Raw genomic sequence first — 13,680 nt, 5'->3', positions numbered from 1 at the left:
GGCCCGCTACCGCTGCGCGTCCCCCGCACTGCCGCGGATTCCCAGGGCCTGGGCCGTCGTCGGGTTCACCAGCAGCACCAGGCCCGTCACCGCCATCGCCGCCAGCACGATGCCCACCGGGATCAGCGCGCCCGACGAGCGCAGCAGCGTCCACGCCGGGATCAGGGCCATCAGGTGCGTGATGATCGCCGGGCCCCGGCTCCAGCTGCGCGCGCGCAGCAGCCCCCTTGCCGCGATCAGCGGAATCGCGCCGAGTGCGACAAGTGTCACCCCGCCCATCTCCGCCTGCGAGGGACTGTCCGGCCGGCCGAGCAGCCCCAGTACGAGCATGTAGACGCCGCCGGCGACCAGTACCAGCCCTTCCAGGCCGGACACCGCGGCCGCGGCGGTCAGGCGGGCGGGGCGGGGGGTCTGGTCAGTGCTCATTCCAGCAGGGTAGCGGCCGTGCGCAGCCCTGGGCTGGGCCAGGTACACACCACTGGGTACGCTGCTGCGCATGCGCGCACTTCTCGTGGTCAATCCGGCAGCAACCACCACCAGTGCCCGCACTCGTGACGTACTCATCCATGCCCTCGCCAGCGAGATGAAGCTGGAAGCAGTCACCACGGAGTACCGCGGACACGCCCGCGACCTCGGCCGCCGGGCCGCCGACTCCGACGACATAGAGCTCGTCGTCGCCCTCGGTGGCGACGGCACCGTCAACGAGGTCGTCAACGGCCTGCTGCACAACGGCCCCGATCCCGACCACCTCCCCCGTCTCGCCGTCGTCCCCGGCGGCTCGACGAATGTGTTCGCGCGCGCCCTCGGGCTGCCGAACGACGCCGTGGAGGCGACCGGCGCGATTCTGGACGCTCTCCGTGATCAGACGGAGCGCACCGTCGGCCTCGGGCTCGCGGCCGGCACCCCGGGCACGGAGGACGAGGGCGTCCCGGCCCGCTGGTTCACCTTCTGCGCCGGACTCGGTTTCGACGCGAGCGTCATCGGCAGGGTCGAACAGCAGCGGGAGCGCGGAAAGCGGTCCACGCACGCCCTCTATATGCGCCAGGTGGTACGCCAGTTTCTGGACGAGCCCCACCGTCGCCAGGGCCCGATCACGCTCGAGCGCCCCGGCGAGGACCCGGTCAGCAATCTCGTGCTGTCCATAATCTGCAACACCACCCCCTGGACCTACCTGGGCAATCGCCCGGTGTACGCCTCCCCGGAGGCCTCCTTCGACACGGCCCTGGACGTCGTCGCGCTGACCAAGCTGTCGACTCCCGCCGTGGCTCGTTATGCGACCCAGCTGCTCACATCCACCCCTGAGCGCGGACCACGCGGTAAACACGCGGTCACTCTTCACGACCTGACCGACTTCACCTTGCATTCAAAGGTCCCGCTCCCGTTCCAGATGGACGGTGACCACCTAGGACTGCGCACCAGCGTGACGTTCACAGGCGTACGCCGTGCACTGCGTGTGATTGTGTGAGCGGAAGGGCCGGAAGTCCTTTATCTCGAACGTACGGACTGGGCTCCACCCCATAGAAGTACGGCTGTGACCTAGTCGACACCGAGGAATCAAAAAAAAGTTTCCGGAAGGGGTTGTATCCGCCGCCGAGGTTTGCGAATCTCTACATGGCGATCGGGACGGCCCGCAACATCGGCCCCACAGACCGCCAGAACCCCTCCTCAGAACTCAGGACCACGCCAGTGCAACTGGCAGTCGGCCCTTCCCTTGCGGGGGGATTCGTGAAAGCGTTCACATTCACAAGCAACCTGCATGTAATACCAAGGAGAGGTAGCAGCCATGGACTGGCGTCACAACGCCGTTTGCCGCGAGGAAGACCCCGAGCTCTTCTTCCCCATCGGCAACACTGGTCCTGCGCTGCTGCAGATCGAGGAAGCCAAGGCCGTCTGCCGTCGCTGCCCCGTCATGGAGCAGTGCCTGCAGTGGGCGCTCGAGTCCGGCCAGGACTCCGGCGTCTGGGGTGGCCTCAGCGAGGACGAGCGCCGCGCTATGAAGCGCCGTGCCGCTCGCAACCGGGCGCGTAACGCCAGCGCCTGAAGCCCCTGATACGAGCCTGAGCTCTGGCGGCGCGTACAGAGAGTACGCACTCACCGCCCCCGAGCCGCAGCGCGCAGTGCCCCCGATGCGCATCGCAATCGCAGCGTGAGCAAACACAAGCTTCGAGCCCCGGACCGTTCCACGGTCCGGGGCTCATCGCTTATTTGTCGCCCTGGACCGGGATGTCGAGCACGACCCGCGTGCCCCGCCCCGGCTCCGGCACCCGCACCATGTCGAAGCCGCCGCCCAACTCCCCTTCCACCAGGGTCCGTACGATCTGCAGGCCCAGATTCCCGGCGCGCTGCGCGTCGAAGCCCTCGGGCAGTCCGCAGCCGTCGTCCTGCACGGTGATCAGCAGCCGGCCCTCGGTGCGCTGGTCACTGCGTACGGCCGCGACCTCGACCGAGCCGTGTTCCCCCTGTGCGAAGGCGTGTTCCAGGGCGTTCTGCAGCACCTCGGTCAGGACCATCGACAGCGGGGTCGCGACCTCGGCGTCCAGAATGCCGAAGCGGCCCGTACGGCGGCAGGCGACCTTGCCCGGGGAGATCTCGGCGACCATCGCGATGACCCGGTCGGCGATCTCGTCGAACTCGACGCGCTCGTCCAGGTTCTGGGAGAGCGTCTCGTGCACGATCGCGATCGAACCGACGCGCCGCACCGCCTCGTTGAGCGCTTCGCGGCCACGGACTGAATCCATCCGCCGGGCCTGGAGCCGCAGCAGCGCGGCCACCGTCTGGAGGTTGTTCTTCACCCGGTGGTGGATTTCCCGGATGGTGGCGTCCTTGGTGATCAACTCGCGCTCGCGGCGGCGCAGTTCGGTGACGTCGCGCAGCAGTACGAGCGAGCCGATGTGGGTGCCCTTGGGCTTGAGCGGGATGGTGCGCAGCTGGATGACGCCGTCGTTGCCCTCGACCTCGGTCTCGCGGGGCGCGTATCCGCTGACGAGTTTGACCAGGGCCTCGTCGACCGGGCCCCGGGAGGGCGCGAGTTCGGCGGTGGTCTGGCCGAGGTGGTGTCCGACGAGGTCGGAGGCGAGGCCGAGACGGTGGTACGCGGAGAGGCCGTTGGGGCTCGCGTACTGGACGACGCCGTCGGCGTCGAGCCGGATCAGCCCGTCGCCGACGCGCGGAGACGCGTCCATGTCGACCTGCTGGCCGGGGAAGGGGAAGGAGCCCGCGGCGATCATCTGGGCGAGGTCGGACGCCGACTGGAGGTAAGTGAGCTCCAGCCGGGACGGGGTCCGCACCGTCAGCAGATTCGTGTTGCGGGCGATGACTCCGAGGACGCGGCCCTCTCGGCGTACGGGGATGGACTCGACCCGTACCGGAACCTCCTCGCGCCACTCCGGGTCGCCCTCGCGCACGATCCGCCCCTCGTCGAGCGCGGCGTCGAGCAGCGGGCGCCGGCCGCGGGGAACGAGATGGCCGACCATGTCGTCCTGATAGGAGGTGGGGCCGGTGTTCGGCCGCATCTGGGCCACGGAGACATAGCGGGTGCCGTCGAGCGTGGGGACCCACAGGACGAGGTCGGCGAAGGAGAGGTCGGAGAGCAGCTGCCACTCCGAGACCAGCAGATGGAGCCACTCGAGGTCGGATTCACTCAGGGCTGTGTGCTGGCGTACGAGGTCGTTCATGGAGGGCACAACTGCGAGCGTACCCGCGGGGTGAACCGGTCGAGCCGCCCGCCCGTGCCGCAGGATGGGACGAGAACTATGCTCTGCAAGTGGATGGACAGTGGAGAATGGTCTAGTCCACAATGAATCAAGCTGTACGACTCCGGAGGGCGACCCCCGGATCCTGATACCTCCGCCCTCCCCGCACAGGAGGGTGGACCGAGGTCCACGGCGCTCTCTGCCCTGACTGCGCCGAGACCTCCACCCGGCCGCGCGGGACCGCACCCTGCCGGCCGGAGCGACTCCGGGCTGCGGTGCCGGACGGGTTGAGGGTCCCGTCAGGCGCCGCGGCCCGCGGGTTTCAGTGCGTCTCCGTCACCTTGGCCAGCGCCCTCGGCGCGTCCGGATCCTGGCCCCTGGCGATCGTCACCTCGTACGCCAGCAGTTGCAGCGGCAGGATCTCCAGAATCGGCTGGAGCTCCTCCGGGACGCCCTCAGTCGGCAGGACGAAGCCCGCAGAGGCCGCCTCGGCCTGGGGAGCCGGGCCCACCACCACGAGGTCCGCGCCGCGGCCGCGGAGGCGGTCCAGGACCGGCTGGAGGGCCTCGCCGCCCTTGCCGTCGGTGACCACGGCGATGACCGGGGAGATGTTGTCCACCATCGCCAGCGGACCGTGCAGCAGGTCCGCGCCGGAGTACGAGAGCGCCGGGATGTAGCTCGTCTCCATCAGCTTCAGCGCGGCCTCCTTCGCCGTGGGGTAGCCGTAACCCCGCGACGTGATCACCATCCGCTCGGCGAAGCGGTAGCGGGAGGCCAGGTGCCGTACCTCGTCCTGGCGGGCAAGGACCTGCGAGGCCAGGTCGGGAAGGACCTTCGCCGCGGCGCCGTCACCGCCCCGCAGACCCTCCACGAACAGATAGAGCGCGAGCAGCGACGCCGTGTACGTCTTCGTCGCCGGAAGCGCCTTCTCGGGACCGGCCAGGATGTCGATGTGGAACTCGGAGACCGCCGCCAGCGGGGAGTTGGGGTTGTTCGTGACCGCGAGCGTGATCGCGCCCCCCTCGCGTGCCGCCTTCGTCGAGGCGACCAGGTCCGGTGAGCCTCCGGACTGGCTGACCGTGATGACCAGAACGTCCGTCAGGTCGGGCCGCGCGCCGTATGCCGTCGTCGTGGACATGGAGGTCAGCCCGCACGGCAGACCGAGCCGGATCTCGAGCAGATACTTCGCGTACAGCGCGGCGTTGTCGGACGTGCCGCGCGCGGTGAGCAGCACGAAGCGCGGGCCGCGCGCCGCGATCGCCGCCGCCACCTCGCGGATCCTCGGCGCGCCCTGCTCCAGGATGCGCCGCAGAACCATCGGCTGCTCCGCCATCTCACCGGCCATGATCCCGCCCGGCTTTCCGGACATGCGAGGTGCCTCCATGTGGCTTTCCCCGTGCCGGGACGGACAGTCCGGCCCGGCACCGCGCGGTCCGCGTCGGTCAGGCTCCGGCGCCCTTGCCGGTGATGACCTCCGCGGCGGCCCGTCCGCAGACGCGGGCGGCGCCATGGGTCGCGATGTGCAGGGCTCCCCTCGGCTCGGCCCGGTCCAGCCCCATCTCGACCACGACCGTGTCGGGGCGGGCCGCGATCAGGGCGTCCAGGGCGTCCGCCATCCAGGGGTGGCGGTGAACGTCGCGCACTACAGCGACGATCCTACGATCACCCGCGGCACCCAGCACCTGTGCCACCAGGTGCGACACATCCGTCGCGGCGGCATAGGTGTCGGTCGTCGTGGCCCGCAGGATCGCGGCCAGCTCGGCGGCCACGCCCCAGGGAGTCTCGTCCCCCACGGCGATGTTCGCGACGGGGGTGAGAGCCGCGACGTACGGGGCGCTCGTGAGGGGCGTGAACGGCTCCGCCGCCCTCACCCGCAGGGCCCGCCGCGCGGCGACCAGACCGATGTCCCTCAGTCCGGTGTCGGCCAGTCCGGTGTCGGTGCCGGGCGCGGTCCCCTCCTCCGAAGCCGCGCCCGGCTCCGCTGCGGCCCCCCTGGCCCGTCGCGTCCAGTCGGCGAGCGCGCGCACCCGCGCGGCCGCGTCGGCCAGTCGCTCCTCGGGCAGTTCGCCGTCCCGTACCGCCCTGACCAGCGCGTCGCGCAGTCGCAGTACGGTCTCCTCGTCGGCCAGGCCGCCGCCGACACAGATCGCGTCGGCACCCGCGGCGATCGCGAGGACGGAGCCGCGCTCGATGCCGTACACCGCCGAGATGGCCTGCATCTCCATGCCGTCGGTGACGATCAGGCCCTGGTAGCCCAGCTCTTCGCGCAGCAGACCGGTGAGGATCTGCGGGCTCAGTGTCGCCGGGCGATCAGGGTCGAGCGCGGGAAGCAGGATATGCGCGCTCATCACCGCTTTGGAACCCGCCGCGATCGCCGCTCTGAAAGGCACCAGCTCACGGGCGTGCAGCGTGTCGAGATCCACATCGATCCGGGGCAGCGCGTGGTGCGAGTCCACGTTGGTGTCGCCGTGTCCGGGGAAGTGCTTGGTGCAGGCGGCGACTCCGGCGGCCTGGAGACCTTCGATGTACGCGACGGTGTGGCGGGCGGCGAGCGCGGTGTCGGCGCCGAAGGACCGTACACCGATGACCGGATTGTCCGGGTTCGAGTTGATGTCCGCGGACGGCGCCCAGTTGAGGTCGACCCCGCATTCGGCGAGCCTGCGGCCCAGTTCACGGGCGACAGCCCGGGTGAGGTCGGTGTCGTCCACCGTGCCCAGCGCGTAGTTGCCGGGGAAGGAGGAGCCGGTGCGTACCTCCAGGCGGGTGACGTCTCCGCCCTCCTCGTCGATCGCGACGAGCACGTCGTCCCGCTCGGCCCTCAACTGTGCGGTGAGCGCGGCCAGTTGATCCGGGAAGAGGATATTGCGGCCGAACAGGCCGACGGCCGAGAGGCCTTCGCCGATCCGGCGCAGCAGCCAGTCGGGTGCGGTGGTTCCGACGAAACCCGGCTGGAGGACGGCGAGGGCGTCGCGCGTCAGGGTGTCTGTGCGTACGAGAGTTGTCATGGGGACGGCGTCATCCCTTCACTGCGCCGGCCGTCAGACCCGCGGCCATTTTGCGCTGGACGAGGAGGAAGAGGATCACGATGGGGATGGCCATCATCGTGGCGCCCGCCATCATCGGGGCGTACTCGGTGCCGTTCTTGGTGGTGAAGTTGCCCAGCCACACGGTGGCGGTCTGGTTCTGCTGGCTCATCAGCATCAGTGCGTACAGGTACTCGTTCCACGCCTGGATGAAGCCGTACACCGAGGTGGCCACCATGCCCGGGGCGAGCAGCGGGAAGACCACGCGGACGAAGGCGCCGGTGCGGGTGCAGCCGTCGACCATCGCCGCCTCCTCGAGCTCCTTGGGGATGTTGACGATGAATCCGCGCAGCGTCCACACGGTGAAGGGCAGGATGAAGGTCAGGTACGTGATGATCAGGCCCGTGAGCCTGTCGTACTGACCGAGGTCGTTCAGCAGCAGGAAGACCGGGATGATCATGGCGACCAGTGGGATCATCTGGACCGCGAGGATGCCGACGATCACGATCTTGCGGCCGCGGAAGGCGAAGCGGGATATCGCGAGCGCGGCGAGCATGCCGACCGCGATGCCGATGACGACCACGACGAGCGAGACGGTCAGACTGCGTCCGACCGGTCCCCAGAAGTCGGCGATGTCCAGGGCGCGGCGGAAGTTGTCCGTCGTGAAGACGCTGGGGAAGAAGTGCGGATCGGGATCGATCGCGTCCTTGGCGGGCTTGAACGCCGTGTTCAGCATCCAGTAGACCGGGAAGCCCGCGGTGACGAAGACGAGGAGGCCGAGCAGATTCCAGCCGAGCCGGCTCTTCCTGGGACGGCGGGTGGCGGCGGGAGCCGCGGCGGTCGAAGTCACTCCACCTCTCCGATCTTGAGCATCTGGCGCATGTAGACCGCGACCACACCGAGCAGCAGGATCACCGTGACGAGCGCGATCGCCGAGCCGGTTCCGTAGTCGTTGACGACGAACGCCTTGTCGTACGAGTACGTGGTGAGCAGCTGGAACTCCGCCTCGGGATGGCCGTTGCGCATCACGAAGACCTGCGGGAACACGCCCATGTCCCAGATCACCGAGAGCGTCGTCAGCATCACGATGATGGGCTTGAGGATCGGCAGGGTGACGTAGCGGAAGACGCCCCAGGCGCCCGCGCCGTCGAGCCGGGCGGCTTCTTCGAGCTCCTTGGGCACCTGCGTGAGGCCGGCGCTGAGCGTGATCACGACGAAGGGCACGGCGCCCCAGACCACCAGCAGGATGATCACGGCGAGGCCCTGGGGGCCGCTGGCGAACCAGTTGTGGCCGATCATGTCGACGCCGGGCAGCCGGGAGAGCAGCCAGTTGAGGACGCCGTAGTCGGCGTCGAAGAGCCACTTGAAGATCGCGGTGGCGACGATGATCGGCATGCCCCAGCTCGCCACCAGCGCGATGTTGACCAGGGTCTTCACCCAGCCGGAGACACGCTGCAGCAGCAGGGCGACCAGCATGCCGATGACCATGGTCAGGACCACGGCGCTGAAGGCGAAGACGGCGGTCCGTACGACGACCGTCCAGAACTCGCTGTCCCCGAGGATCTTGGAGAAGTTGCCGAAGCCGACCGACTCCGGGTCCTTGAAGCCCCACAGCTGGGGCTGGCCGAACTTCTGGAAGGAGAGGGTGACCAGCCGTACCAGCGGATAGCCGAGGACGAGCAGCAGGATGAGCAGGCAGGGCGCGAGCAGCAGCCAGGGCACTCCCGTCCCGCCTCTGGTCCGCTTTCTGCCGGGCTTCGCGGGGGTGGCTGCGCCGGTCCCCGGTGGTGGCGACGGCCGCGTCGGCGGCGCCGTGGCGGTGGTTGTCTCTGCGGCACTCATCCCGTGCTCCTCAGCAGTCCCTCTCCCGGTACGAAAGGCAGGGCCCCGTCGCGGTGACGGGGCCCTGCCCACAGGTCACTTGGTGTTGATGACCTTGTCGATCGCGGCGTCCGCGGCCTTCGCGGCGTCAGCGACCGACTTCTTGCCGGTGCCGATCTCCTGCAGCATGGTCTTGAGGGTCTGGGCCTTCTCGACCTGACCCCAGCCCGGTGCCATGGGCACGAACCAGTTGGACTCGGCGGCGGTGGCCGGGACCACCGTCTTCGGGTCGTTCTTCAGGGTCGCGAGGTCCGTCTTGTTGTTGGGCAGATTGCCCTTGGCGAGCAGACCCTTCTGGCCCTGGGCGCCGGTGAAGGCGTTGATCCACTCGGCCGCGACGTCCTGCGCCTTGGACTTGACCGGGACGGCCAGGTCGGAGCCGCCGAGGAAGACCGGGAGGGCCTTGCCGTTCGGGCCGGGCATCACGAAGTTCTCGATCTTGTCGGCGAGCTTGCCGACCTTGTCGTTCTCCGGGGCGGCGGCGGTGCCACCCTCCCAGGCCGCGCTGAAGATGGTCGCGGACTTGCCCTGGCCGAAGACGACCGGACGGTCGGCCTCGTCCTTCGTCTTGTCGCCGTGCATGTACTTGTCGAGGATCGACTTGTACTCATTGAGGCCCTTGAGGGACTCGGGCGAGGAGAGGCTGGCCTTCCACGTGTCGCCGTCCTTCTTGGCGATGGAGCCGCCGGCGTCGTACACGAAGGACATCGCGGCGTACCAGTCGGGCGACGGCTGGTACCAGGCGCTGAACTTGTCGCCCTTCTTCTCCTGGATCTTGTCCAGGGCCGCGGTGAGCTCCGCGTACGTCTTGGGGGCGGCCTTCACGCCGGCCTCGGCGGCGATGTCCTTGCGCCAGGTGCCGACACGGCCACCGGCGTAGTACGGCACGCCGTAGGTCTTGCCCTCGTACGTGACGGACTCCTTCAGGCCGTCCAGCCACGCGTCCGACTGCTCGAACTTCTTCGGGTCGACCTCGGCGAAGGCGCCCTTGGTCATGTAGCCGAGCATCTCGGTGTTGCCCATCTCGACCACGTCCGGAGCCTTGTCCGTGGCGAGTACGGCGTCGAGCTTGGCGTTCTTGTCCGGCCAGCCGTAGTACTCGTGCTTGATCTTGATGCCCGGGTGCTTCTTGACGACCGCCGCGTCGGCGGCCTTCACCAGATCGGGCCAGTTGTTCTGCGCGTCGACCGTCAGCCAGACGGTCAGTTCCTTGGCGTCGCCGCCGCCGGCCTTGTCCCCGCCCTTGTCCGAATCGCCACAGGCCGCCAGACCGATCATCATGCCCGCGACGCCTACCGCCGCGATGAGCTTGCGCTTCACGTCACCCTCCTCAGGGATGCCTGCAACCCCCCGCCCACCGCGAAGACATACGACGAGTACTGCTCGTGGGGCTGGGACCTGGTCTTTAATGGTTTAGACCAGTACCCGGAGCTTGGCCTAGACCTTTAGGGGTGTCAAGGGTGTATAAGAAGGGCTGTCGCGTCCGTTATCGGACCGACACCTGAGGGCAGGCGAGGACCCGTGACCGTGCCCGTGCCACCATGTGAGCCGCAACAGACGGAGGAGCCGGTGACGGCAGCAGCACAGGAGTCGGGAAGGCGGGCCATGACCACGGACGGGGGCGGCACCGAAGCCGAGGGCGGGGCAGTGGCCCGTACCGCGCGCGTGCCCAAGTACTACCGGCTCAAGCGCCACTTGCTCGACATGACCGAAACGCTTCCGCCCGGCACGCCCGTGCCGCCGGAGCGCACACTGGCGGCCGAGTTCGACACCTCGCGCACCACGGTGCGCCAGGCGCTTCAGGAACTGGTCGTCGAGGGCCGACTGGAGCGCATCCAGGGCAAGGGCACCTTCGTGGCCAAGCCCAAGGTCTCGCAGGCTCTCCAGCTCACCTCGTACACCGAGGACATGCGGGCCCAGGGCCTCGAGCCCACCTCGCAGCTGCTGGACATCGGCTATGTCACGGCCGACGACACGCTGGCCGGACTGCTGGACATCTCGACCGGCGGGCGGGTGCTGCGGATCGAGCGGCTGAGGCTCGCGAGCGGCGAGCCGATGGCGATCGAGACGACGCACCTTTCGGCCAAGCGCTTCCCGGCGCTGCGCCGCAGCCTGGTGAAGTACACCTCGCTCTACACGGCGCTGGCGGAGGTGTACGACGTCCGTCTGGCCGAGGCCGAGGAGACGATCGAGACCTCGCTGGCCACCCCGCGCGAGGCCGGGCTTCTCGGCACGGACGTGGGCCTGCCGATGCTGATGCTCTCGCGCCACTCGCTGGACGCGCAGGGCGAGCCGGTGGAGTGGGTGCGCTCGGTGTACCGGGGCGACCGGTACAAGTTCGTAGCCAGGCTCCAGCGGCCGCAGGACTGACACGGCGGCCAGCCGGGTTTGCCGGGGGTCCGGGGGTTGTCCCCCGGGAGACTGCAGCGTAGCCAGGCTCCAGCGGCCGCAGGACTGACACGGCGGCCAGCCGGGTTTGCCGGGGGTCCGGGGGTTGTCCCCCGGGAGACTGCAGCGTAGCCAGGCTCCAGCGGCCGCAGGACTGACACGGCGGCCAGCCGGGTTTGCCGGGTGCGCTCGGACCGGACGGACCGTCAACAGGCCGGATCCCACCACGGGGTTCGGCCTGCTGACGAGACGCCACCGCCAAGTCGTTGCCGTACCGATATGCGGACGGGGGTGACGCTGGTCAGAACCCTCCCCTAGATTTCCTGCGCATTACAACTGGTGATACGTGAGGGGACGGAACCGCCGTATGTCAGATGTGACGGAAGTGACGGACGAGAAACAACCAGTGATCACGCCGGTGCGCGTGATCGTCGCCCTCTGCCTCTTCGCGCCGTTCGTCGCGATGCTCTGGGTCGGCTCGTACGCGAAGACCGAGCCGACGTTCATCGGCATCCCGTTCTTCTACTGGTACCAGATGCTCTGGGTGCTCATCTCCACCGCACTCACCGTGGTCGCCTACACGCTGTGGCAGCGCGACCAGCGCGCCCGCAAGGGGGGTGCGTCGAAGTGAACGACGGCGTGAACGGCGTCGCACTCGGCGTCTTCATCTTCTTCTTCCTGGCCGTCACGGTCATGGGCTTCCTGGCCGCGCGCTGGCGCAGGGCCGAGAGCGACAGCCTCGACGAATGGGGCCTGGGCGGCCGGTCGTTCGGCACCTGGGTCACCTGGTTTCTGCTCGGCGGCGACCTCTACACGGCGTACACCTTCGTCGCCGTCCCCGCGGCGATCTACGCGGCGGGCGCGGCGGGCTTCTTCGCCGTCCCGTACACGATCCTGGTCTACCCGCTGATCTTCACCTTCCTGCCGCGGCTGTGGTCGGTCTCGCACAAGCACGGATACGTCACCACCTCGGACTTCGTCCGCGGACGCTGGGGCTCGAAGGGCCTGTCGCTGGCGGTCGCCGTCACCGGCATCCTGGCGACGATGCCGTACATCGCGCTCCAACTGGTCGGCATCCAGGCCGTACTGGACGTGATGGGCGTCGGCGGCGGCGAGACGACGAACTGGTTCGTCAAGGACCTGCCGCTGCTGATCGCCTTCGGTGTGCTCGCGGCGTACACGTACTCCTCCGGGCTGAGGGCCCCCGCGCTGATCGCCTTCGTCAAGGACACGCTGATCTACATCGTCATCGCGGTGGCGATCATCTACATCCCGATCAAGCTCGGCGGCTTCGACGAGATCTTCGCCAAGGCGGGCGACGCGCTGGCGCAGATCAACCCGGCGACGGACAAGCCACGGGGCGCGCTGGCACCGGCGGAGGCGGGCCAGTGGGGTTACGCCACGCTGGCACTGGGGTCCGCCCTTGCGCTGTTCATGTATCCGCACTCGATCACGGCGACGCTCTCCTCGCGCAGCCGCGACGTGATCCGGCGCAACACCACGATTCTGCCGCTGTACTCACTGATGCTGGGCCTGCTGGCGCTGCTCGGCTTCATGGCGATCGCGGCGGGCGTGAAGGTGAAGAACGGTCAGCTGGCCATCCCGCAGCTGTTCGAGAACATGTTCCCCGACTGGTTCGCCGGTGTCGCCTTCGCGGCGATCGGCATCGGGGCGCTGGTGCCGGCGGCGATCATGTCGATCGCGGCGGCGAATCTGTTCACGCGGAACATCTACAAGGACTTCATCAAGCCGGACGCGACGCCCGCGCAGGAGACCAAGGTCTCCAAGCTGGTGTCCCTCCTGGTGAAGGTCGGCGCGCTGGCCTTCGTCCTGACGATGGACAAGACGGTGGCCATCAACTTCCAGCTTCTGGGCGGCATCTGGATCCTCCAGACCTTCCCCTCGCTGGTGGGCGGCCTGTTCACCCGCTGGTTCCACCGCTGGGCACTGCTGGCGGGCTGGGCTGTCGGCATGATCTACGGCACAGCGGCGGCGTACGGAGTGGCCAGCCCGACGCAGAAGCACTTCGGCGGCTCGTCGGCGGAGATTCCGGGCTTCGGCGAGATCGGGTACATCGGTCTGACGGCGTTCGTGCTGAACGTGGTGGTGACGGTGGTGCTGACGTTCGTACTGCGGGCGTTGAAGGCGCCGGAGGGCGTCGACGAGACATCGCCGTCGGACTACACGGCGGACGCGGGGGATCCGGGCGTGAAGGCGGAACTGCCGTCGGCGACGGCGGGCGCGGGTCACTGACGGTCGGACGTGGCGCGGGTGCCGCTGCGCGGGGCTGTTCCCCTACCCGCCCCTTCCCGATCCGGGGGCAAGCCCCCAGACCCGAATGCGACCTTCGGCCGCATGTCCTCAAACGCCGGACGGGCTGGATGTGCGGCCGAGCCGCATATTCAGCCCCTCCGGCGTTTGAGGAGCGGGGTCCGGGGCGGAGCCCCGGTTAAGGGAAGGGGCGGGGTGGGGAACAAGCCCGCCGCAGGCGCACCCCGCACCCCGTAGCCGCCCCGACACAACATGTGGTGGGTGCGGCAACTCCCCGCCCCCACATGTATGCTCATGCTCGCTGTCGCCGCAGGGGAATCCGGTGCGAATCCGGAACTGTCCCGCAACGGTGTGATGCGGTGCGCTTTGTCGTACCCCACCAGTCCGAAGACCTGCCGACGGTGCATCCGGCTCGACCGAACCGG

12 protein-coding genes and 1 riboswitch are annotated in these 13,680 nt (G+C 68.7%); of the genes, 5 read left to right on the top strand and 7 right to left on the bottom strand.

The annotated features are described in order from the left end of the window. Positions 1–6 precede the first annotated feature (6 nt). Entirely contained in the window at positions 7–426 is a 420-nt protein-coding gene (locus OG741_RS26480; RefSeq protein WP_405601892.1) for a hypothetical protein, read from the bottom strand. Between the two features lie 70 nt (positions 427–496). On the opposite strand from OG741_RS26480, the gene OG741_RS26475 reads away from it, so the two are divergent. Both OG741_RS26475 and OG741_RS26470 read left to right on the top strand, forming a co-directional pair. Further along, entirely contained in the window at positions 497–1,465 is a 969-nt protein-coding gene (locus OG741_RS26475) for a diacylglycerol kinase family protein (protein ID WP_266487242.1), read from the top strand. 318 nt (positions 1,466–1,783) lie between these two features. Next, the gene (locus OG741_RS26470) at positions 1,784–2,041 is read left to right on the top strand and encodes a WhiB family transcriptional regulator (RefSeq protein ID WP_003953983.1); all 258 of its coding nucleotides are present in this window, start codon (positions 1,784–1,786) and stop codon (positions 2,039–2,041) included. A 160-nt stretch (positions 2,042–2,201) separates the two neighbouring features. Here OG741_RS26470 and OG741_RS26465 read toward each other — a convergent pair whose 3' ends face one another. The 6 genes from OG741_RS26465 to OG741_RS26440 all read right to left on the bottom strand — a co-directional run bounded on the left by OG741_RS26465 (position 2,202) and on the right by OG741_RS26440 (position 9,916). Continuing rightward, the gene (locus OG741_RS26465; protein WP_266487711.1) at positions 2,202–3,674 is read right to left on the bottom strand and encodes a PAS domain-containing sensor histidine kinase; all 1,473 of its coding nucleotides are present in this window, start codon (positions 3,672–3,674) and stop codon (positions 2,202–2,204) included. A gap of 340 nt (positions 3,675–4,014) precedes the next feature. Beyond that, entirely contained in the window at positions 4,015–5,061 is a 1,047-nt protein-coding gene (locus tag OG741_RS26460; RefSeq protein ID WP_405601890.1) for an SIS domain-containing protein, read from the bottom strand. A gap of 73 nt (positions 5,062–5,134) precedes the next feature. Beyond that, a complete protein-coding gene (locus tag OG741_RS26455; protein WP_405601889.1) occupies positions 5,135–6,697 on the bottom strand; it encodes a glycoside hydrolase family 3 protein in 1,563 nt (520 codons plus the stop codon). Positions 6,698–6,707: 10 nt separating this feature from the next. After that, positions 6,708–7,565 (bottom strand): carbohydrate ABC transporter permease, encoded by an 858-nt coding sequence (locus OG741_RS26450; RefSeq protein ID WP_405601887.1) that lies wholly within the window; start codon positions 7,563–7,565, stop codon positions 6,708–6,710. After that, positions 7,562–8,557, bottom strand: coding sequence for a carbohydrate ABC transporter permease (locus OG741_RS26445; RefSeq protein WP_405601885.1), 996 nt, complete (start codon positions 8,555–8,557; stop codon positions 7,562–7,564). The genes OG741_RS26450 and OG741_RS26445 overlap by 4 nt, the downstream gene beginning before the upstream one ends. Before the next feature lie 75 nt (positions 8,558–8,632). Further along, entirely contained in the window at positions 8,633–9,916 is a 1,284-nt protein-coding gene (locus OG741_RS26440) for an extracellular solute-binding protein (RefSeq protein ID WP_405601883.1), read from the bottom strand. Between the two features lie 285 nt (positions 9,917–10,201). Between OG741_RS26440 and OG741_RS26435 the strand changes: the two genes are divergently transcribed. The 3 genes from OG741_RS26435 to mctP all read left to right on the top strand — a co-directional run bounded on the left by OG741_RS26435 (position 10,202) and on the right by mctP (position 13,237). Next, complete coding sequence (locus OG741_RS26435) at positions 10,202–10,966, top strand: GntR family transcriptional regulator (RefSeq protein WP_324973218.1); 765 nt, start codon at positions 10,202–10,204, stop codon at positions 10,964–10,966. Between the two features lie 385 nt (positions 10,967–11,351). Beyond that, a complete protein-coding gene (locus OG741_RS26430; RefSeq protein ID WP_405601881.1) occupies positions 11,352–11,615 on the top strand; it encodes a DUF3311 domain-containing protein in 264 nt (87 codons plus the stop codon). Next, on the top strand, positions 11,612–13,237 hold the full coding sequence (gene mctP, locus OG741_RS26425) for a monocarboxylate uptake permease MctP (protein ID WP_405601879.1): 1,626 nt from the start codon (positions 11,612–11,614) through the stop codon (positions 13,235–13,237). Before OG741_RS26430 ends, mctP begins: the two co-directional genes overlap by 4 nt. Before the next feature lie 265 nt (positions 13,238–13,502). Then, positions 13,503–13,670: riboswitch (cobalamin riboswitch) on the top strand. The last annotated feature ends 10 nt before the right edge of the window (positions 13,671–13,680 follow it).

The organism is Streptomyces sp. NBC_01410, from assembly GCF_045040195.1.
Taxonomy (GTDB): domain Bacteria; phylum Actinomycetota; class Actinomycetes; order Streptomycetales; family Streptomycetaceae; genus Streptomyces.
The sequence above is the reverse complement of the archived record's forward strand: the minus strand, read 5'-3'. Positions and strand labels throughout refer to the sequence as shown.

Bases quoted from the DNA above. Each gene is read 5' to 3' on its own strand.
- OG741_RS26480 (WP_405601892.1), bottom strand. From the start codon at position 426: ATGAGCACTGACCAGACCCCCCGCCCCGCCCGCCTGACCGCCGCGGCC.
- OG741_RS26475 (WP_266487242.1), top strand. From the start codon at position 497: ATGCGCGCACTTCTCGTGGTCAATCCGGCAGCAACCACCACCAGTGCC.
- OG741_RS26470 (WP_003953983.1), top strand. From the start codon at position 1,784: ATGGACTGGCGTCACAACGCCGTTTGCCGCGAGGAAGACCCCGAGCTC.
- OG741_RS26465 (WP_266487711.1), bottom strand. From the start codon at position 3,674: ATGAACGACCTCGTACGCCAGCACACAGCCCTGAGTGAATCCGACCTC.
- OG741_RS26460 (WP_405601890.1), bottom strand. From the start codon at position 5,061: ATGTCCGGAAAGCCGGGCGGGATCATGGCCGGTGAGATGGCGGAGCAG.
- OG741_RS26455 (WP_405601889.1), bottom strand. From the start codon at position 6,697: ATGACAACTCTCGTACGCACAGACACCCTGACGCGCGACGCCCTCGCC.
- OG741_RS26445 (WP_405601885.1), bottom strand. From the start codon at position 8,557: ATGAGTGCCGCAGAGACAACCACCGCCACGGCGCCGCCGACGCGGCCG.
- OG741_RS26435 (WP_324973218.1), top strand. From the start codon at position 10,202: ATGACCACGGACGGGGGCGGCACCGAAGCCGAGGGCGGGGCAGTGGCC.
- OG741_RS26430 (WP_405601881.1), top strand. From the start codon at position 11,352: ATGTCAGATGTGACGGAAGTGACGGACGAGAAACAACCAGTGATCACG.